At 35.2% G+C, this 20,742-nt stretch carries 12 protein-coding genes; 8 read left to right on the top strand and 4 right to left on the bottom strand.

Features of this window, described 5'->3' with window-relative positions:
• Positions 1-132 precede the first annotated feature (132 nt).
• Both ACZZZI_RS16015 and ACZZZI_RS16010 read left to right on the top strand, forming a co-directional pair.
• Entirely contained in the window at positions 133-726 is a 594-nt protein-coding gene (locus ACZZZI_RS16015; protein ID WP_463489983.1) for a hypothetical protein, read from the top strand.
• Positions 727-852: 126 nt separating this feature from the next.
• Positions 853-1,335: a hypothetical protein gene (locus tag ACZZZI_RS16010; protein WP_316760785.1), complete on the top strand. Its 483-nt coding sequence runs from the start codon at positions 853-855 to the stop codon at positions 1,333-1,335.
• A gap of 38 nt (positions 1,336-1,373) precedes the next feature.
• Here ACZZZI_RS16010 and ACZZZI_RS16005 read toward each other — a convergent pair whose 3' ends face one another.
• Both ACZZZI_RS16005 and ACZZZI_RS16000 read right to left on the bottom strand, forming a co-directional pair.
• A complete protein-coding gene (locus tag ACZZZI_RS16005; protein ID WP_316760788.1) occupies positions 1,374-1,766 on the bottom strand; it encodes a response regulator transcription factor in 393 nt (130 codons plus the stop codon).
• Between the two features lie 40 nt (positions 1,767-1,806).
• Positions 1,807-2,571, bottom strand: a complete 765-nt coding sequence (locus tag ACZZZI_RS16000; protein WP_316760791.1) for a DeoR/GlpR family DNA-binding transcription regulator — start codon at positions 2,569-2,571, stop codon at positions 1,807-1,809.
• Between the two features lie 155 nt (positions 2,572-2,726).
• Between ACZZZI_RS16000 and ACZZZI_RS15995 the strand changes: the two genes are divergently transcribed.
• The 6 genes from ACZZZI_RS15995 to ACZZZI_RS15970 all read left to right on the top strand — a co-directional run bounded on the left by ACZZZI_RS15995 (position 2,727) and on the right by ACZZZI_RS15970 (position 11,113).
• Positions 2,727-4,313: a glycerol-3-phosphate dehydrogenase/oxidase gene (locus tag ACZZZI_RS15995; RefSeq protein WP_316760794.1), complete on the top strand. Its 1,587-nt coding sequence runs from the start codon at positions 2,727-2,729 to the stop codon at positions 4,311-4,313.
• A gap of 24 nt (positions 4,314-4,337) precedes the next feature.
• Positions 4,338-5,828 (top strand): glycerol kinase GlpK, encoded by a 1,491-nt coding sequence (gene glpK / locus ACZZZI_RS15990; protein WP_463489982.1) that lies wholly within the window; start codon positions 4,338-4,340, stop codon positions 5,826-5,828.
• Between the two features lie 17 nt (positions 5,829-5,845).
• The gene (locus ACZZZI_RS15985; protein WP_463489981.1) at positions 5,846-6,583 is read left to right on the top strand and encodes an MIP/aquaporin family protein; all 738 of its coding nucleotides are present in this window, start codon (positions 5,846-5,848) and stop codon (positions 6,581-6,583) included.
• 271 nt (positions 6,584-6,854) lie between these two features.
• On the top strand, positions 6,855-7,298 hold the full coding sequence (locus tag ACZZZI_RS15980; RefSeq protein WP_316760801.1) for a TQO small subunit DoxD: 444 nt from the start codon (positions 6,855-6,857) through the stop codon (positions 7,296-7,298).
• Positions 7,299-7,412: 114 nt separating this feature from the next.
• Positions 7,413-10,463: a ligand-binding sensor domain-containing protein gene (locus ACZZZI_RS15975; RefSeq protein WP_463489980.1), complete on the top strand. Its 3,051-nt coding sequence runs from the start codon at positions 7,413-7,415 to the stop codon at positions 10,461-10,463.
• Positions 10,463-11,113, top strand: coding sequence for a response regulator transcription factor (locus ACZZZI_RS15970; protein WP_316760806.1), 651 nt, complete (start codon positions 10,463-10,465; stop codon positions 11,111-11,113). Before ACZZZI_RS15975 ends, ACZZZI_RS15970 begins: the two co-directional genes overlap by 1 nt.
• A gap of 111 nt (positions 11,114-11,224) precedes the next feature.
• Here the strand turns inward: ACZZZI_RS15970 and ACZZZI_RS15965 are convergent, their stop codons facing one another.
• Entirely contained in the window at positions 11,225-15,214 is a 3,990-nt protein-coding gene (locus tag ACZZZI_RS15965) for a hypothetical protein (RefSeq protein ID WP_463489979.1), read from the bottom strand.
• 38 nt (positions 15,215-15,252) lie between these two features.
• Complete coding sequence (locus ACZZZI_RS15960) at positions 15,253-20,367, bottom strand: hypothetical protein (protein WP_463489978.1); 5,115 nt, start codon at positions 20,365-20,367, stop codon at positions 15,253-15,255.
• Between the last annotated feature and the right edge of the window lie 375 nt (positions 20,368-20,742).

Raw genomic sequence — 20,742 nt, 5'->3', positions numbered from 1 at the left:
GCCTTTAAGTGTATTGTGCTGGCAAATATAGTTAAAGAATGTTAAAACGGATTGCCACACTTAAACTAGTATGTAATGCTTGTGTCTATTTCAATAATTAACACACACAAGAAACCTTTAAATTAAAAGATTATGAAAAAGTTAGTATTATTTGCTGCAGTTCTGATGGTTTCATTATTCAGCATAAACAATGCAAAAGCTCAGTTTAGCTTAAATGTAAATATTGGCTCACAACCAGTTTGGGGCCCAACTGGATATAATCATGTAGACTATTATTATTTCCCAGATATTAATGCTTACTATTATGTTCCATCAGGTCAATACATTTTCTTAAATGGAAGCCGTTGGATTTGGGCGAATAGTTTACCTGCACAATTTGGCAATTTCGATTTGTACCGCTCTTATAAAGTTGTTATAAACGAGCCAAAGCCGTATTTAAGAAACAATGTATATGTTGCCAGATATAGCAAATTCAAAAACTATGGCGGTCGTCAAACAATTATAAGAGATAGTAGAGATACTAAATATTACGTAGTAAAAGGACATCCGAACTATAGTGTTAATAAAACTGTAGTTGTAAATAACAACCGACCAAACCGTAATCAAAAAACTGTTACAAGAGTGAATCAACCAACTCGCCAGCAACAAAGCAATGGCCGTGGAAATAACAAAGACAACAACAGGCCAGAACGAAATGGCGGTCAACGTGGTAACGACCGTCACTAATTAATATAGTTGGTTATCTAAAAGGAGTTTCTGTCGAAACTCCTTTTTTTATAAATCTGTTACAATAGAAATTTTGGCACAGCGTTTGAATTTGTATTAATACACACAAATTAAATTTAGATTACTATGAAAAAGTTATTAATCATCTCGGCGATTGTAGGTATCGTTGCTTTAACATCAAATCAATCTAACGCTCAAGTAAGTTTAAATGTAAACATTGGTACACAACCTGCATGGGTTCCTGCTGGTTACCAAAACGTTAATTATTACTATTTACCCGAAGTACAATCTTATTATTATGTACCACAAAGGCAGTTTGTTTATTTAAGTGGTAACAGATGGACAAGATCAAGATATCTACCAGCGAGATATAGAGGATATAACTTAAATCGAGGTAGAAAAGTTGTGGTTTATGGCAATAACCCATATAGAAACTACAATTCGCATAGTGTTCGTTATGCAACGCAAGCTAATTACTATGGAAGAGGAAACCGAGTTTTTCATAGCGAACCAAGAAGAACTTTTAAAACCTATAAAGTGGTAAACAGAGGCCACGAGTTTCGTGGAAGAGATCATCATGATAGAGGACGTGGAAGAGGAAGACATTAAAATAAAAAAGGAGACAATTAAATTGTCTCCTTTTTTATTTAAGCATTTTCTGGTTTTCCAGCTCTGCTTTTATCTATTTGAGCATTTATCCTTTTCAACACTTCATCAATATCGAAAGGTTTACTAATATAATCATCAGCAAATGCATCTATAGCTTTTTGTTCGCTATTATTTTGTGCAGACATTACTATGATTGGGATATGTTTAGTAAAAATATCCGTTTTTAAATCTTCGCAGATTTCAGCTCCATTTCCATCAGGCAACATTACATCAAGCAAAAACAAATCAGGCATTGCATCCTGAATATTTTTTTTAAGCTCTGAAAATGTTGATGAAAGCTGAAGTTCAAATCCTTCCTCTTTTAAAAGAATTTCAATTACATTTCTGATTTCCTGATCATCTTCTAAAATGTGTATACGTTTTTTTGACATGGTTCAAATTATTGTTTTGGTTTAAATATCGAAATTATTTTTATACGATAGTAACAGTAACACCTAAACCTTCTAAATGTTTTACAATTTGTTCAGAAATTCCTTTATCGGTAATTATATGATCAATTTCCTCTAATCCACAGATTTTACCAAAGCCTCTTTTCCCAAATTTTGTAGAATCGGCAAGTACAATTGTTTTTTGCGCAGCATTAATCATTTTGCGGTTCAATTGGGCTTCCATAGCATTCGTTGTAGTTAAACCAAAATCTAAATCAATTCCATCTACACCTAAAAAGAGCTTATTAAAATAAAAATCCTGTAAAACTTGCTCCGCATAACTCCCCATAACTGATGATGAACTTTTACGTAGCAAGCCTCCAAGCTGTATTACTTCTATCGTCGATTCCCGCATGAGCTCTAATGCTACGTTTAATGCAGAAGTTACAACTGTTAAATTTATTGCTGGCTGAATATTTTTGGCAAAATATAATACTGTTGTTCCAGAGGCAATTACGATCGAGTCGTTATCATTTAATAATTCAGCGGCCGCTGCACCAATTTTATTTTTTTCTGATGATTGTATTTTTTCTTTTTCGTTAACTGGTCGATCAACAGTGTACGGATTATTCATTGTTGCACCACCATGTGTTCTAAAAAGCAGGCTCTTGTCTTCAAGCAGTTTTAAATCCTTTCTAATAGTAACAGACGAAACTTTCAATTCCTTACATAAATCAACAACATTTATATATTGATCTCGTTGTAAACGGCTTAAAATCAACTGGTGCCTTTCAGCTAAATTCATCATAATAACTAGATATGTTTTTGCAGAGCCACAAAATAAACAATTTGCTAAAGCATTTAAATAAATTAGATGATATTTTTTTAACACGTACATAATATTATTCCGATTACGATTACTTATAATTGCGTATTGTTTCGTTTTATTATCTTTTGCTTTAAATGAAGAGAAATCATAATCCCGTAATTTCAGAAAACATAATATGGGACATCATTATTATCGGTGGTGGTGCTACTGGTTTAGGTACAGCTTTAGATGCAGCAAGTCGTGGTTATAAAACTTTACTGGTAGAACAGGCTGACTTTGCAAAAGGTACATCAAGTAGAAGTACGAAACTGGTGCATGGCGGGGTACGTTATTTAGCTCAGGGCGATATTAAATTGGTTAAGCACGCTTTAGAAGAACGCGGATTTTTACAACAAAATGCTGCTCATCTTGTAAATAAAGAAGAATTTATAATCCCTTGCTACAACTGGTTTTCAGTAATCAAATACTTAACAGGATTAACTTTATACGATTGGCTTGCAGGAAAATACAGCTTTGGAAAATCTAAGTTTTTATCAAAAAAAGAAGCTTTAGCCATAATACCTGAAATAAAATCGAAAGGCTTGAAAGGCGCAATAAGGTATTTCGATGGTAAATTTGATGATGCGAGATTAGCCATAAACATTGCGCAAACTGCAATTAAAAATGGTGCAACGCTTTTAAATTACACCAAAGTTACAGCATTAAAAAAAACTGGAGCAACCGTTAATGGAATTGAAACGGAAGACGCTTTAACACATAAAAAATCGACATTTACTGGAAAAATCGTAATAAATGCTACAGGTGTTTTCGTTGATGACATCTTAAAAATGAACGATCCGAAATCTAGAAATATGGTTCGACCTAGTCAGGGTGTTCATATTGTTTTGGATAAGAAATTCCTAAACAGCGAATCGGCATTAATGATTCCAAAAACTTCTGATGGCCGGGTTTTATTTGCAGTTCCATGGCATAAACATTTATTAATTGGCACCACAGATACTCCTTTAAATGAGCATAGCCTGGAACCAAGAGCCTTGAAAGAAGAAGTTGATTTTATTCTGGCTACCGCATCATTATACTTTAATCATAAACCAACTGCAAATGATATTTTAAGCGTATTTTCTGGTTTAAGACCACTCGCCGCTCCTTCTAAAACCAATGGAAGTAGCACTAAGGAAATCAGTCGCGACCATAAATTAATCGTTTCTGCAAAAGGGTTAATCACTATAACAGGTGGTAAATGGACAACTTATCGTCGAATGGCTGAAGAAACCGTTAATCTGGCAATTAGTGAAGCTGGTTTACCACCTAAAGATTGTATAACAAAAACCTTAAAAATACATGGTTGCATCGATCTTAGAGATGGAAATTATCTTGACATTTATGGTACCGACCGATCTAAAATAGAAGCGATGATAGCAGAAAATCCAGCTTTGGGCAAAAAACTTCACCCCGATTTTCCTTATAATGAAGCGGAGGTTACTTGGGCAATCAGAAATGAGATGGTTGAAACTGTTGAAGATATTTTAAGCCGAAGATTAAGGGTTTTATTTATTGACGCACAAGCAGCGATAGAAATGAGTAAAAAAGTTGCATCTATTTTAGCAAAAGAATTAAACGCAGACCAAGATTGGGAAGATAACCAGGTTGAAATTTTTAATAAATTGGCCTTAGGTTATATTTACCAACCGAACAATAAAAAAGAAACGGCTTCGGCCTGATGATACCTAACCAAATTTAACATTATGAGCAAGTTTATCTTATCTCTTGATCAAGGAACAACAAGTTCGAGGGCAATTATTTTTAATCACAACGGAGAAATTGTGGCAATTGCGCAAAGAGAATTTACCCAAATTTATCCTCAGGCTGGGTGGGTTGAGCACGATCCGATGGAAATTTGGACAACTCAGCTATCAGTTGCTGCTGAAGTTATTGTTAAGGCAGGTTTGGCAGCAAGAGATATAGATTCGATAGGCATAACTAATCAAAGAGAAACAACCGTTGTATGGGACAGGGAAACTGGGATTCCAGTTTATAACGCCATTGTTTGGCAAGACAGACGTACATCGGCTTATTGCGACGAAATTAAGGGTAAAGGATTAGCTCAAAAAATTCAGGAAAAAACTGGCTTAATCATCGATTCTTATTTCTCGGCAACCAAAGCAAAGTGGATTTTAGATAATGTTGAGGGCGCAAGAGAGCAAGCAGAAGCTGGTAAATTAGCCTTTGGAACTATTGATAGTTGGCTAATCTGGAAACTTACTGCAGGCAAAACGCATGTTACCGATGTTACAAATGCATCAAGAACAATGATTTATAACATCCATACTTTAGAATGGGACAATGAATTACTTGATTTATTTAGCATCCCTAAACAAATGTTACCGGAAGTAAAATCATCGAGCGAGGTTTATGGCGAAACAGCAGGCAACATTTTAGCTGCAAAAATGCCAATTGCAGGTATTGCTGGCGATCAGCAATCTGCTCTGTTCGGACAAATGTGTATTGAACCTGGAATGGTTAAAAACACTTATGGAACAGGCTGTTTTATGCTAATGAATATTGGAAAAGAGCCAAAAATATCGGCTAACAACCTTTTAACTACTATTGCATGGAAAATTAAAGATGAAGTTTATTATGCACTTGAAGGTAGTATTTTTATTGGTGGAGCGGTTGTACAATGGCTAAGAGATGAAATGGGATTAATTTCAAAATCTGCTGATGTAGAAACTCTGGCAAAAAAGGTTCCTGATACACAGGGTGTTTATATAGTACCCGCGTTCGCTGGCTTGGGTGCTCCACACTGGGATCAGCATGCCCGTGGAACCATAACAGGCTTAACTCGGGGCACAAACAAATCGCACATTGCAAGAGCTGCATTAGAAAGTATTGCCTATCAAACTATGGATGTTTTAAAAGCTATGGAAGCCGATGCTGGCGTAAACATTGCTGAACTTAGAGTTGATGGTGGTGCAACGGCAAATGATCTTTTAATGCAATTTCAGGCCGATTTGCTCCAAAGTAAGGTTATTCGTCCAGAAGTTACTGAAGTTACAGCAATTGGGGCGGCATATCTTGCGGGCTTAGCTACCGGTTTTTGGGGTAGCATCGAAGAAATTCGATCGCAGTGGAAAATTAATAAAACCTTCTCCGCACCAGATGGAATAGATAATACCGAAAGAATTAAAGGTTGGAACAGAGCTGTAAAAGCTGCCAGAGTTTGCGCCGAGGATTAACAATAAAACTTATTAATATGAATGCATATTTAGCAGAATTTATAGGCACAGCCCTCATGATTTTATTAGGCAATGGCGTAGTTGCCAATGTGGTACTAAAAGGCACAAAAGGCAACAATAGTGGCTGGATTGTAATTACTACAGCATGGGCACTCGCTGTTTTTGTAGGTGTTGTAGTAGCGGGGCCACATAGTGGCGCACATTTAAACCCGATCGTTACATTAGGTTTAGCTATTGGAAAAGGTTTTGATTGGGCTAAAGTACCCTTTTACATTATTGCTCAAATTAGCGGTGCCATGTTTGGTGCTTTACTGGTTTGGATAACGTATAAAGATCATTTTGATGCTACAGATGATAAATCTTTGAAAGCTGCTCCTTTTGCAACAGCTCCTGCAATTAGAAACAAGATTTCTAACTTATTTTCTGAAATCATCGGAACCTTTGTTTTAATCTTCGTTATTTTTTATTTTACTGATGCAACTTTGGGCACAAAAGAAGTTACACCGATCGGCCTTGGTTCTATGGGCGCAATTCCAGTTGCGTTTTTGGTTTGGGTAATTGGCTTAGCCTTAGGCGGTACAACAGGTTATGCAATAAATCCTGCACGAGATTTAGGCCCAAGAATTATACATAGTTTAATTCCAATGGAAGGTAAAGGTGACAGCGATTGGTCTTATGCCTGGGTACCGATAGTTGGCCCTATTATAGGCTCTACTTTAGCCGCATTGGCTTTTTTAGCCTTGAATATTAAATAACAAGATTTGAGTAAAAATCAACCTTTATTATAAAGATAACCTAATTTTTACCATAAAATTAATTAGTTGAAACCAATAATTAATACATTTGTTTCATAATTGATTCATTCATGTTTGAGCGCATGTTTGGGTTTAGATATGGGGTAGACTTTAATTAGTCTATCCCTTTTTTATTTCCCGTTAGCTATTTTATTTTCTTAATATAGATTAATTTTTATCTAAAATTATTGTTAGAAATTTGACCTTAAATAATTATCAATCAGTTAACGACATGAAAAATCAACTTAATTATGCTCAGCTCTTTTTAAGATTTGCACTTGGCATAGCTTTTATTTATGCAGTAATAGATCGCCTGGGTTGGCTTGGTCCTGCTGATGGTAAAAATATTGCATGGGGAAACTGGCAAAGTTTTCTGGATTACACACATATCTTAGTCCCTTTTTTAAGCCGTTCACTATCTGATATTTTAGGATTAATAGCTACAGTTTCAGAAGCCGTATTCGGAATATTATTAATAATTGGTTTTAAAACCAGATTATCGGCAATTGGTAGTTTTGCACTTTTGCTTGGTTTTGCGTTATGTATGGCTATTTCTTTAGGCTTAAAGGCCCCGTTTAATTATTCAGTTTTTTCTGCAAGTGCTGGCGCATTATTACTCTCTACAACCTCGGTTTATAAATGGAGTATTGACAATCTACTAATCAAAAATAAATGATGCTAAACCGAAAACACATTTGCATTTTTTACTTTTAAATACTGATATTCAAACCAATAACAAAAAAATTTTTCACTAGATTTAGTTGTTTTATAGCAGCAACAACTAAATTCGATGGTCGGGCAAATCAATCTTAATTTCAAAACTACCAGATTATTAATAAGTCTGATGGTTTTGATTTCTGCCATTCAGAATAGCGCAGCTCAAAACAAAAAAACGCTCTTATTTAAGCATTTAACACAAGAAAATGGCTTGAGTGATCCAACAGTAAGGGCCCTCCATATCGATAAAGATGACTTTTTATGGATTGGCACAGAAAATGGACTTAACCGATTTGATGGAACAAACTGTATCACCTATAAAAAAACGAAGGTTAACCAGTCAAATATCCCTGGCAATTATCTAACAAATATTATTGAAGACAAAAATGGAGATTTAATAATCGGTTCTCAAAGTAATCTGGTAAAGTATAATAAGAAAACGGATAATTTCAGTTTATATAATTTTTCGCTACCAGATTTACAGCAAAACTATTACTCCTTCCCTTTTTACATCGATAAGCAAGATAATCTTTGGGTTTATCTAGCAGGTAATATTTACAGGCACAATAGCAAGAAGAAACAGCTAATTAAAATAACAGAATTTTCAAATGGTTACCAGTTTAAGTCAAAACCATTTTATCAAGAGCTAAACTGGTTTATAAGCCGTGGTGTTAAAGGAATTTATATCAATAGAATTGAAGATGGAAAAGAAAAAAGTGCGACTGAATATTTCATGCCATCTTCTAATAAAAACAGCCTAATTTCCCATATAGAAGATGTTTACATTGCATCAGATACATTATTGTGGTTAGCTGGAGAGAAAGGTTTAATAAAATTAAACCTCATAAATGGTACTTACAAAGTATTCAATTCGCATGTTAAAATAAAAAACATCGTTTGTACAGCCATAGCCAAGTATCCAAATAAGCCCTTGTTGTTTGTAGGTACAAATGGCAGCGGTTTATTAATTTTCGATTTAGTTACCGAAACCTTCATAAATCATTATGAACACATTGAAAGCGATCCATATAGTATCTCAGCAAATTACATCCGAAGGATTTATATTGACAGTAAAAGCAATCTTTTTTTAGGTATTGATGGTTACGGACTCGATTACACAAATTTAAATCAGGTAATTTTTCCCAGATATGTAACAAAAGCGGAAAATAAGGATAATAATATAACCGCCATATTAAAATTAAAGGATCAAGTTTGGTGTGCAACCAAAAATTCGGGGATTAAAATTTACAATCACGATTTATCGAAAACTGTTAGCACAGAATTTCAGCATTTGGGCATTAACAAATTAATTCAGTTAGAAAATAATAATGTATTAATTGAATTAGCAAACGGTGCATTTTATCTTTTTCAATATAACAGGAATAAATTCACCCCTTTGAAGGCGATTTTTTCGAACAATTTTAAAGGAAAAGTTGATATCCATCAAATGCTAAAACTTGGCAAGGATAGCTTGTTTGGAGCCACGGAGTTTGGAATTGCAAGAGTTCAGATTAGTAAAAATAACACGATCCGATTCGACCTGCTAAATGAACCTAATAAATCAATAACATGGCCAAATGTTCAGCAATTAATTCAGTTGCCTGGAGATAAAATATTGATTCAAACTTATTACACAGCCATGTATTTATTCGACGTAAAGCATAACCAGTTTACATTTGGGCATAAAACAATAAGAACACCATACGCAACTAACGGAAAAGCGGTTATTGGCAAATACTTATATCTGGCCACAACTGCAGGGTTACTAAAGTACAATATTGAGAAACTTTCGGAAAAAGAAGAGCTTTTAATTGACGCGAAATGCACTAGTCTAATTACTGATGAGCACAATAATTTATGGATTGGAACTAATAATGGCTTATATTTTTATAATACGTTAAAAAAAACAACAATTAAGTACACAACTTCTGATGGTTTACAGAGCATGGTATTTAATGTTGGTTGCATATCGAAGTTATCAGAAAATCAGATTGCTGTTGGAGGCATAAATGGTGTAAATATTTTCAATCCTCAAAAAACAGTCCCGTTTAAAAGCATTGGTTGTCCTAAAATTGTATCTATTCAAATTAATGATAAGCCTTATAAAAATGCAGGAAATTCGCTAACAGCAAAGAAATTAAACTTAAATCACAATGAAAATACGATAACGATAGGCTTTAGTTCCATGGATTATATCAATCCCTTACAAAGGAAAATAAAATATAAAATGGCAGGCTACGATAATAGGGAAGTTATTGTAACAGGAAATAGCGAATTACGATTCCCAAATATGCCTTCTGGTTCATACATTTTTGAAATAACGGACCTAATGAGTAATAATAAAACGGTAATGGCCATAACCATTAACGCACCTTTTTGGCAAAAATGGTGGTTTATTACAGGCATAATCATTAGTTTAATTTTAATAGGAATTCTTGTTCTGTTTTTATACCTGAGATGGCTTAAGCAAATGCAAGTTTTGCAGTTGAGACAGATGATTACTTTCCAAAAAGAAGATAGAAAAAGGATTGCGGATGATCTTCACGATGATTTAGGTTTAAAATTATCGTCGCTAAAACATTATTTATTGGCTGGTGATATAAATAAAATGATAGAAAGTGGAGAGCTAAGAAAATTATCCGCACAATATATAGATCAGGCATTGCATGTTTTAAGAAATACTTTGATTAACTTAAGTCCTAAGACGCTGGATGAAAACGGTTTGATTATTGCATTGCATGATTTAACAAGCAATATTAACAAACTGGAAATCATTAAAATTTATTTAGATGATGTAGGTTTCAATGCCATTTTAAAGAAAACACAACAATATGCTTTGTATAGAATTTGCCAGGAACTGATTAATAACACAATAAAACATGCCGAAGCTAAGAACATATACATTTCTATTGTTAGCAGAAATGACAAAGTAATTTTACTGTATGAAGATGACGGAAAAGGTTTCGATTATTTTGGAGCCAAACGAGGTTATGGTCTGTCTAATATAGAAGCTCATATCCATGCAATTAAGGCAGAAATTAATATTGATACAGAAGCTGGAAAAGGTTTAGCTGCAACAATTACAATAAACCTTAAGGCAAAAAAAATAAAAACTCTAAATTAATGGTTAAAATACTTATTGCAGACGATCATAATATGATGATAAACGGCTTAAAGCTTATTTTGGCCGTTCGCACCGATTTTAATGTAATTGCTACAGCAAATAATGGTTTAGAAGCCATAGAACTTATTAAAAAGGATAAGCCCGAGGTTGTACTCCTTGACATTAATATGCCTTTATTAAATGGTTATCAAACTTTACAAGTCATCAAAACAGATTTTCCTGATGTAAAAGTGATCGTTTTATCAATGTCTGCCGACAGAAAGAGTGTACTTAGTATGCTCGAGGCTGGAGCAAATTCTTATTTATTTAAAAATACAGATGATAAGACCCTATTTAAAGCAATTGATGAGGTTTCTAATGGGCGATATTATGTTAGTACAGAAATACAAGACGTGCTTGAAGAATTTTTAAGCGGACACAAAGATTATTCTAAAAAGGGCAATCAAAAAATACTTTCATCAAGAGAAATAGAAATTGTTAAACTTATTACCGATGGAAATACAAATGCAGAAATTGCTGATATACTCTTTTTAAGTATAAGAACAGTAGATACACATCGAAAAAATATATTGTATAAACTTGGTTTAAACAACACCGCAACTCTGGTTAAATACGCAATAGAAAATAAAATATTTCTGGGTTTAGATTAGTTATGCTGAAATGGTGTATCTAATTAATAAACTTCAACTAATATATCTGATGAAAATATTTATTTAAGTATCCTTTTTAAAAAAGGTGCCTACTGAACACCTTTTTTAACACTAACAATCATCACAACATACTTCTGCCACAGGAACAAGCTGCGAGGTTCGATAAATTCTATAAGAGCCTAGTCCAGTTGTCAAAGGATTTAACGGTTCGGCAAGTCTTTCAGCATTTGCATAATCATGTTTTCCACCTTCTATATGCCACATATTATCCATTGGAAACATCTCAACACAGAGTACGCTTAAGCTGTTTTCTTTAGGCAAACCAAGTTCTACTAATCGCTGTTGAATATCTTCTACCTTTAAAATTGCAATTCCTGTTTTTCCACCTTCTTCCTTTGAAACTACATCATTTTTAGCCAAAACCCTCCTTTTAGGAGGTATATAAGGCATGTAACCCGAGCTTAACAATAAATTCCGATAAGATAAACCATCTGCCTGACGTACTTGCGTATATAACATGTACCATAAACTGGTTTGCGGAGGATTAGCAGTTATATTTTTACCATTTAATACGGCGGTTGCGAATTGTGCGGTAATAACCACTTCATTTTTAAAGGCAATATTAATTGAAGGTTTTTCTAATATTTGTCCGCTATCCTTTCGCAAACGTTCTACTTTATTGGCAACTAAAACCTCCTTTAATTTTTTCTCAAAAAGTGGTATTTTTCTTCTTATAACATTACACGATAAATTTGGTGCTGGGTGCTGCACACCGTTCACTTTCAAAGGCCTACCATATCTGCCTTGAGCGGTGCTCCACAACTCTTTTTTATGACCTAATCTTATCTCATAACTAAAAAAGCCAAAAAGTTCATCGCTATCTGCATGTAAGCCTGGAGGCAGAGGCAGCATATAAAAATTAGATTTACCAGAATTATCGTCCCCACGTAGTAATTCCTGCATGGCTCCCATTCCAGCAAAATCATTATCCATTCCTGGAATAATCGTCCTTATTTTCTCATCGTTAATATTTAGAGGAGCATCAACGGGATCGTAAGTTTTTAACTCCTCACTTATACTGCAAAGTAATGGATCTGGAGCATTTGATAGTACTCTGGCAAAGTAAGTGTCGTTACGATCTCTCGGGCCTTCTTCCATTTCTAGCCAAAGAAATCTTTGTCTTAAATCTGTTGATCTATACTTTTCTTCATCAGAAACATAAGGTGACAAGGCAATACCTGCTGAAACCAATTTTGGAATCTGTGCAGGAATTATAGTAACTGGAAGATGAATTTCTTTATCCTTAATTTCTGGATCAATTACAGATGGAATCCCTTTCTTTTTAAAATGAACTTCTATACGGTAACTGATAATTATTTCTGGCGGCAATAAAGAATCAACCTCTTTCGGATCAAAAGCATCCAAAAACAAAAGTCTGGAATACGTTCTTTCAGGCTCATGAAGTGCATTAATTGCTACAGTATCAGATACATTAATTACTCCTGCTAAAACCTCATTGCTAAACGAAACTTCACCTTCTCTTTTCCATTTTCTGTAAATGAAGAAACTTTCTTTTTCTAAACCATCCCAGGCCCAATCTCTAAGTAAAGTATAATCAACACCAATTATCCATCGATTAAACAATTCTGCCTGAGATGAAAAAGATATAGAAGAAGAATCTGGAGCAAGGGAATGTCTCATTAATTTGGAACAGCCAAACTGTAATCGCTTACCTTTTTCACCTTCTAAAGTTAAATTATGAGCCGTTATGTTAAAAGCATCAGCAAGTCTACTCAGCTCCACTGGAGTATTACTTTTTACAAACTGTAAAGTGATTTTATTTTTAAAAGTTTTAATCTGATGCTGATCTACAGCATGTTCTGGTTGTAAATAAACTGCCTTAAACCCGCCATCGATTGGCGACAATAATCCTGTTTCATCAGCTCCTGGCTGATAAGAAGTTAAGGTTATTCTTTTCCCCTCGGCAATACTTAAGTCTGCATAATCATTATCTGCGTGCTTAATAATTGGAATAAAAGTTAAGCGAATATGCCTCGATGTTGGTAAAACCAAATCATAATCAGCGCCTGTATCGTTATAACCTTCGGTAAAAGTCAATTGCTTTTCATCTTTATGAACAATGTTAAGCAAAACTTCATTATCAAAGTTGCCTTCATCGAAGTTGTACTCCTTTTGGTAAAGAACGATGTATGATTCTTTACCATTCTCAGAACGGCCATTATCCATCTCTAAGCTTTTGATTTCGACTTGTACCTTAAATGAAGATACATCCGGATCTGATAAACCTATATCAATACCCTTTTTTTCATCTGCAGGTAAATCATTTAAAATGGCTTTCAGCTTATCAATTACATTATTATACTTACCTGTAAAAACAACAGCAGGATAGCCTAGTAAAGGGCGTTGAATTTTCAAAACTGGGTTATCAATCGTAATCAGATTTTGCAAAATACTGGTGTCTTTAATATCTGCTACTGTTGTTGAAGGAAGATTATCATAAACGCTGCTAATGTTCGTGATTTTTAAAGCGCCTGCTGCAATGTGTCTTTTGAAATGTAAATCTGCCACAGGTTTTTCGCCACCGTTTAAAGCCTTTTCTGTAACAGATGGTCCGCCACCAGAAATATCCATTAATCTAACCCTGAATTGATAATCGTTTCCATAAACCAAGGGAATATTATTTCTTGGATCAGCGGCATAAGGATGAAATGTTCTTTTTGGTATAGAATTAATCGTATTATCAATATCTGGTCGAGGTTTGATCATTTTATCAGGATGCAGCATATTAATATCTTCAGCATCTTTATCTGCGATTGAAATTGGTTTCCCCATCCAGCTACTAAAGTACATTGGCAACCAAAAACCTGCCCCTTTCGAGTCTCCATGTGCCGAAGGATGAACTTCTATTCCTGGTTCTATAATTTCTCCAGCCTCAGAAATAATAATTCGCCCATTATTTAGGGCTGTATTTTGTTGAAGAATTAAACTATTTTGAGATAACCATTGCTCCTCACCCTTTTTCCGAACATCTACCCGATAGCCAAAAACGCCCAGTGGTGTATCAACATCACTTCCACTTTCCTCTTCTTTTTTAAGCATTTGGCGATTATACCAAATCGCAATCTGCTCATCATCCCATCCTAAACGAATACCTACATCTTTTAACGGAGGGTTAGATTTATCTTTTTCTTGGAGCAAATCTTGATTAACGGGCTGATTGGCATGAACGATTTTAGCGAAACCATCATCATAAACGATTGCATCTTTTAAAACTTCATCGTAACCAACATTATTAACGGCGGTTTGAGCAACGGGAAATTGTACTGCAGAAAACAGTACTCGTTCATTAAGCCCTTTCAAAGCTGGAATTCTTGCTGCATATTTCATTCCATCTAAACCTTCGAAAGCACTACCAGCTGCAAAACCTGTATAAAGCCAGCCACCGTTTTCAAAAAGATTTGCCGCATCATTAACAGCGATTGAAGCTTTATAAATTAAACCTGCCTTTTCTGCCAACGCAGGATTCCTTAAACAGAGTGCAGTTACTTTCCCCCAAGACAAAACATCTCTTTGAGTATTTTTATCTGTGTTTTCTGTGTTTTTATTTTTTATAGCACAACTGTATTCATCTCCAGTAACCGCATACTTACTTCTTGCTCTTACGAAATTAAAAGAGCTGCGATAACTGTCGGGCAAATATTTTCTAATAGAAACATTTTTATATCTATCAAGTGCATCTCCAGAACGCTGCTCCGCTTTTCCCGATTCCGCATCGCTGATTTTCATCCCATCAGTAAGTTCCATCTGAGTTTTTAATGCCTCCCAAATTTCGCGACTTGATGTAATTTGGTTTTCAATTATTAATGATGAGGATTCTAATGCATTACCTGCCAGGGGTAATCCATCTGAGCTATTTATAACCATAGCTTTAAATAGAAGTTCTGTATCTGCAAAAGCTGGTAAGCCGGCTTCTAAGGGCAACAACGGATTTAAATTTCTCGGAATAACAACAATATTAAACGTTATCCGACCATTTTGATAATATTGAGGGAAAGTTAAAATACAAAGACTTGGTTCCATGATAATCTTAATTAAGAATTAAGCAATGAGATTTGTTATTAAGCAATTTGACGGGTTTCTTCCCATGTTTCGGTAAAGTTGATATCGATAACCCAGAAAATACTGATATCTAGAGCAAAAGTACACATGGCAATACAGCTTGTTGGTCCACCATTTAATTGTTTCTGAATTTTACCCGCTGCTTCAATTTGAATGGTAATGGTTACAATACCACCAAATATTTCTGCACGACCACGGAAATAAATAAACGCTCCAACAACCAATTCTTTGGTATTTAGCGACATATCCACACCAACCATGTACATTACCGCTACGCTGCCTATTACAGGAAGGCCAACACAGAGCTCTACTCCAAAACCAAATTTAAAATACAAGGTGGGCGGGCTCTTTAAATCGGCGGCTAAACCAACTTCAGCCCTGCCAGTTGCATAAATTGTTGCTGCCGCGAGCGAAACACACATAACTCTTAAATCTGCCCCTAATTCTAAAAACGCACCAGCCGAAGGCATAACCTGATCTATAGTTTTAGGTATTTTTATTGGCTGATTGAAATAACAACCGATTTTAAAGGAAGCATCAAGTTTTAGAGGTGTAGTTGGCGAATTGTAATTAACCGGATCAAAAGGGAATTTTACAAAAGGAATTTCTTTTGATGCTTTGAATTTATAATCCCAGCTATCGGCAGCATTACTCATTGCAATCTTCAATCCTTTTTTAACCGCTTCAACAGGTTGTGTTGGATCCAGATTATCTAGAAATTCAAGAATCTGATATATTTTCTCTAAAGGTTCAGCCAATTTAAGTTGTGGTGCGCTTCCTGATTCAAAACCAGGATTTAAGGATGCTTTAGCCTTAAAATCGCCACTTATTGTCATCAATGATTTGAAAGAAGCTAAATCGACAACAATACTCATGTTACCCATCTCGTTTTTCCATTTATCTATTGCGCCTTCAGAATCTGTTACATAATCTACTAGCGTATTCGAACTTGGTCCTGTTTTTGGATCACTTTTGTACTTAATATACATTCTGAATGGGGAATCCTCAGAACCAATAACATCGAAGGTAAAATTATCTGGCACTTTAAAACCAGTAATTGCTTTTGATAAACCACCAGGAAGTATTTTAGTTACTGCGGATGCAACATCTTCTATTTTTATTGCATTACCAATATTTGGAAACGGGCCTTTACTATTCAGCAACCTAAAACTATCTGCCAATAATGGTGCTTCAGTTAAAAGTTGACCAATTTTTAATGTATCGTAACTTGGATCAGCTAATAGAAGTTTTTGCGTTCCTGTGTTTTGTACAAAACCGTACCTTTTAGCAAAAAAGGATTCGTTATCATTAAGTAAAGCTTCAGGAAAACTAATTTTCGAAATATTTTTAGGGCCCGGAATACTAAATGACGGTTCTTTTCTATCGCGTAAACCGTCTCTTATAACAGGTACACTTTCTTTATTTGCAACAGGAACTACATTACCAGTAATTTTATCAAGTTCTATAACGCTCCAGCTTCCATCGGCAGGCAACTGAACTGAACCCTTTGCTGCAGCAATAAAAGCAAATTTATTTTGATTATTTCCTCTGGAAGATGCAGAAACATCAACACGGTTAACCTGAATTACTTGCTCACTGGCACCAAGATTTAAAATGCAATCAACATTCCCTCCCACCGAATTCTGACTACGCATCATTAATTCTTTAAAAACATGCTGAGGAACAGGAACACCTTCTGGTGCGAGTTGTAAATAGCCCTTAAATTGCTTTCCAGTGTGCCTTTTATATTTGCTATAATCTCCCTTTCCTTCTACATCTAACAGTACGTCGGCATCAAAAGTAACCCCAATAAATTGCGCATGAACTAAAGAACCCGCAACATCTTGATGCACATAGTTCGATGGATCAGCTTTCCAGTACTCACCAGCCTGAGGCATGTAATCAATCGAAATAATATCACCAGAAACTTCCTTGATATTGTGTACATTATATAAACCGCCAACTAAGCCAGGGTAAATGAAATATGGATTATCAAACGAACCTACATTGCCTTGTGGGTTTTTCTTGGCCTCAAACGAAAAATCAAAAATACCATCACTTTTAGCTTGCCAACCGCTATCCTCTCTATAAATTATGGCATTATTTCTTCGGTAAAAAGTAACTGTTCTTACCATGCAAATTCCCCATGGATAAACCATACTTACCGCTTGCACAATCTCATGAGATAGACGGCCTCTCATTACGTCGAATTTAACCTGAGCAATTGTGGCAAATTTCGACAATGGCGCCAACCAGTTACTAAAGGTACTGGCTCCGTAACCCGAAAAATCGATATGCGTTAAAGGAACACCTCCAGATTGAATTCCTGACTCACTAAATCTCCCTGAAAATATGGTGTGTACACTTGCTCCCAAAATGCTTTGGGTTAATGGCTCATTGTATTCGCCAATTAAATTTTTCATCTGTACAGTGAGGCCACTCATTTCTGGAGGACTCATGGAATCAAATGGCTTGTTAGCAGCAATTCTAAACTGCAAACCACCTTTTAATTTAAGTTGTTGGAGTTCAAATTCGGGAACAATAAAATCTAAATGCCTGTTGTTTACCGTTGCCTGCTGCGTATTATAGGGCACCAAATTAGCAATAGAAAATTTGCCATTTGGTAAGCCAAAAAGTATGGCACTCCTTAAATCCCCATCTTTCTCTAAAGGATTTAAAGGTGTTGGATAAGTTCCCGCCACAACATCATCTGGCTTAAGGTTACGCCGAAAACGGGTCATATATTTCAGGGGATCAATATCTATTACATGATTATCAAGCTGTGTAAATACGGTTGCTGGTCCTTGATCACTGTAACCGAGGATGCCCATTTTAGGATATGTACTATCATCAGGTGGAGTTAAATTAATCAATGGTTCCCAGGTAATATGAGGCAGAGTAAAGCCGTTTAACATTGCCATGGGCGATCGCAAATTCATTTTCTCAATATTTACAACCTGTTCAGAAACTTGTTTAATTTTTGCATAACCAGCAGAAACCGATCTAATTTGATTAAACGACATCGAAATACCTAGCAAATCGTAATTTGTACTTAAATCCAGTAACGAAAACACGTGTGGTGTTCTCAAACTGGCAGAATTTTTCATCCTGTCGTACACCGCATGTTCAGTTGAAACCATTGCAACCGCAAATTGACTGTTACTGCTTTCCAATTCCTTGCCAGCAGGTTGAATCATTGGAGGAGCAACCAGATTGGTGTTATAATTTAACTTAAAATCAACTTTAACCGCTGCCATACCAGCATTACTTTGCTCCCAATCGCAAGTTGAAGTAAGTAAACCAGCCATGCTTTGGTTGTAACTTGCAGCATCGCGAAAAGTTGCAACGGCTCTACTTGGACGGTGTATAGTTTCTGTAGTATAAGGATGCGGTAAAGTTGGAATCAAGTCGGTTAAACCGTAAAGAATTGTTAGTTTACCCTTGTTGATTACGTTTTCCGTATTCCAACTTCCCGTTAAGATTAATCCTGCTGGTGGCGTACAAAGTAGATAAGCATTTTCTAAAGCAAACCGATATCGTAAATCAGCTTTTTTTATTTCCTTGAATTTAACTGGCGATATCAAATTTTCGGTATTTTCTGCTACGATGTTTTGTTCGTAAAGCATGTCCTGATCTATAACCATTAGCTGCGATAATGCGGTAGATGCATACTTAACATATATGCTATCTCTAGTCTTTGGTGCAACTGGTGTTCCGTCTGCCTGCAAAGGTTTATCAGCATCAACCTGAATATCGGCTAATGCAACAATGCCCTCCACTCCTTCTTCCAAACATGTGTAATCGAATTTTTTCTTTCGATTAAAGGATAATTTCAAATCAGTTTTAATTCCTGATCCTAAAGTGGTATCCCACATTTTGTAGTTTTCTTCAATAGTTTTGAAATCGGCTTTTAACTCATGAATTAGAAATAATCCTTGTTCTGCAAATATAATCGGACTATTTAAAGCGACAGGTAATCGGCTATCTAAACCTTGCCAACTACATTGCAAGCCAGGCTTTAAAAATAAAGTCAAGGCTCCATTGTTTCGAATGGCAAATGGTTTAGTAATATCAAGTTCATTTAAAGAAAGAGACCAACACGAATATCTTATCTCAGCTTCGCCATTAATTTTAAAAAAAGTAGATTTCACATCAGAAGAAATAAACCTTTCACTATCCGATGGCATTTGAATGAGGAGTTTATCAAGCGAAGCTTCAAAGGTGGCAGGTTTATTCGTATAAGAAAACGATCTGATATCACCATATAATTTCCAACTGGCAGTGTCAATTCGGTTAATGGTTATTTTTTTTACCGCATAAGCCAGCACTAAAAGGTTCGGTAGTTTAACATCCGATGCTCTTGAATCAGAGCCATACAAATCGGTACCTTTTGGAGCAAAAGTATTATCTAAATTTAACTCTAAAGCAAAAGTAATTTCGGCACTGAGCTTTATAGAATCGGCAAGCACGCTTACTGCTTTAGAAAAGGTCACTTTACCCGAATTCACTTTAAAGCCTGTATATTTTGTATTACCTGCACTCGGTGCGAATAGATCTGCACGAATCCAGATGCTACCTTTCGCCAAACTATATCCGTTAGTTCCTCTGGTAATTTTCGATAATTTTAAAGGAATGAGCATTAATGGTTTTGAATCGCCATTTAAGTAAATTGGTATCAGTTTTTCGTATGTAAGAAAATCATACCAAACTAATCGCCCATCATTCGCGATAAATGGCCCCAAAGTTTTAGAAACACCAGCAATGGATGTTAACCCACCTAAACTAGATAAAGCCTTAGAATTTGAAACTAAACTAGAAAGCTTTGTAATATTATTCAAAGATGAGAAAGGAGTTTCTCTTCGAATAACCAATTGATCGTTATCTCCTTTTGGTACTTTAAGGGCCGAAAATTCGCTTAAAAGTTGATTTCTGTTGATATTTTCTGTAATCTGAGTTAAAGTTTCCGTTTTTAAATTGCGACTACTAACTGCTGAAACATCGGATTGTTTTAGTTGATTTAGCAGCACACTGATTTCTTCTGAATGAGCTTCTGATTGAATTATCAAATCGTGAACCAGATTCAAGTGGCTTTTTAAGGAGATAGTTTTGGCCATTTTAAGGGATAATTACGGCATAAATGCCAATTAAAAATTAAAAACGAAATGCAAAAAAACTATAATCGAATAAGTGTAGCTGTAAAAAAAGATAGAGCAAATAATACAGGAATAATACGCACCAGTGGCTCTTTCAGAAGAAAGCCTTTCAATAATCTAACTTTAAGATCCTGTTATGTAAGCATACATATACACTATGTAAATCTGCAATAAAATTCTTGTTGTATAAATACCTGTTTTACGGTATAATGGAAAAAACCAGCCGAAAAAAACCCAATAAATCTGAAACTTTTTTAACAAAGGTTAATAACCTAAGTTTTGTTCATAACTATATTAAACAACTTAACAACGAACAGGTTATCTATTTAATACACA

Source organism: Pedobacter sp. AC190 (assembly GCF_979258025.1).
The sequence above is the reverse complement of the archived record's forward strand: the minus strand, read 5'-3'. Positions and strand labels throughout refer to the sequence as shown.

Excerpts from the sequence above, each read along its gene's own strand:
- ACZZZI_RS15965 (WP_463489979.1), bottom strand. The coding sequence starts at position 15,214 with ATGGAACCAAGTCTTTGTATTTTAACTTTCCCTCAATATTATCAAAAT.
- ACZZZI_RS16015 (WP_463489983.1), top strand. The coding sequence starts at position 133 with ATGAAAAAGTTAGTATTATTTGCTGCAGTTCTGATGGTTTCATTATTC.
- ACZZZI_RS16010 (WP_316760785.1), top strand. The coding sequence starts at position 853 with ATGAAAAAGTTATTAATCATCTCGGCGATTGTAGGTATCGTTGCTTTA.
- ACZZZI_RS15960 (WP_463489978.1), bottom strand. The coding sequence starts at position 20,367 with ATGGCCAAAACTATCTCCTTAAAAAGCCACTTGAATCTGGTTCACGAT.
- ACZZZI_RS15980 (WP_316760801.1), top strand. The coding sequence starts at position 6,855 with ATGAAAAATCAACTTAATTATGCTCAGCTCTTTTTAAGATTTGCACTT.
- ACZZZI_RS16000 (WP_316760791.1), bottom strand. The coding sequence starts at position 2,571 with ATGATGAATTTAGCTGAAAGGCACCAGTTGATTTTAAGCCGTTTACAA.
- glpK (WP_463489982.1), top strand. The coding sequence starts at position 4,338 with ATGAGCAAGTTTATCTTATCTCTTGATCAAGGAACAACAAGTTCGAGG.
- ACZZZI_RS15995 (WP_316760794.1), top strand. The coding sequence starts at position 2,727 with ATGAAGAGAAATCATAATCCCGTAATTTCAGAAAACATAATATGGGAC.
- ACZZZI_RS15970 (WP_316760806.1), top strand. The coding sequence starts at position 10,463 with ATGGTTAAAATACTTATTGCAGACGATCATAATATGATGATAAACGGC.
- ACZZZI_RS15975 (WP_463489980.1), top strand. The coding sequence starts at position 7,413 with ATGGTCGGGCAAATCAATCTTAATTTCAAAACTACCAGATTATTAATA.
- ACZZZI_RS16005 (WP_316760788.1), bottom strand. The coding sequence starts at position 1,766 with ATGTCAAAAAAACGTATACACATTTTAGAAGATGATCAGGAAATCAGA.
- ACZZZI_RS15985 (WP_463489981.1), top strand. The coding sequence starts at position 5,846 with ATGAATGCATATTTAGCAGAATTTATAGGCACAGCCCTCATGATTTTA.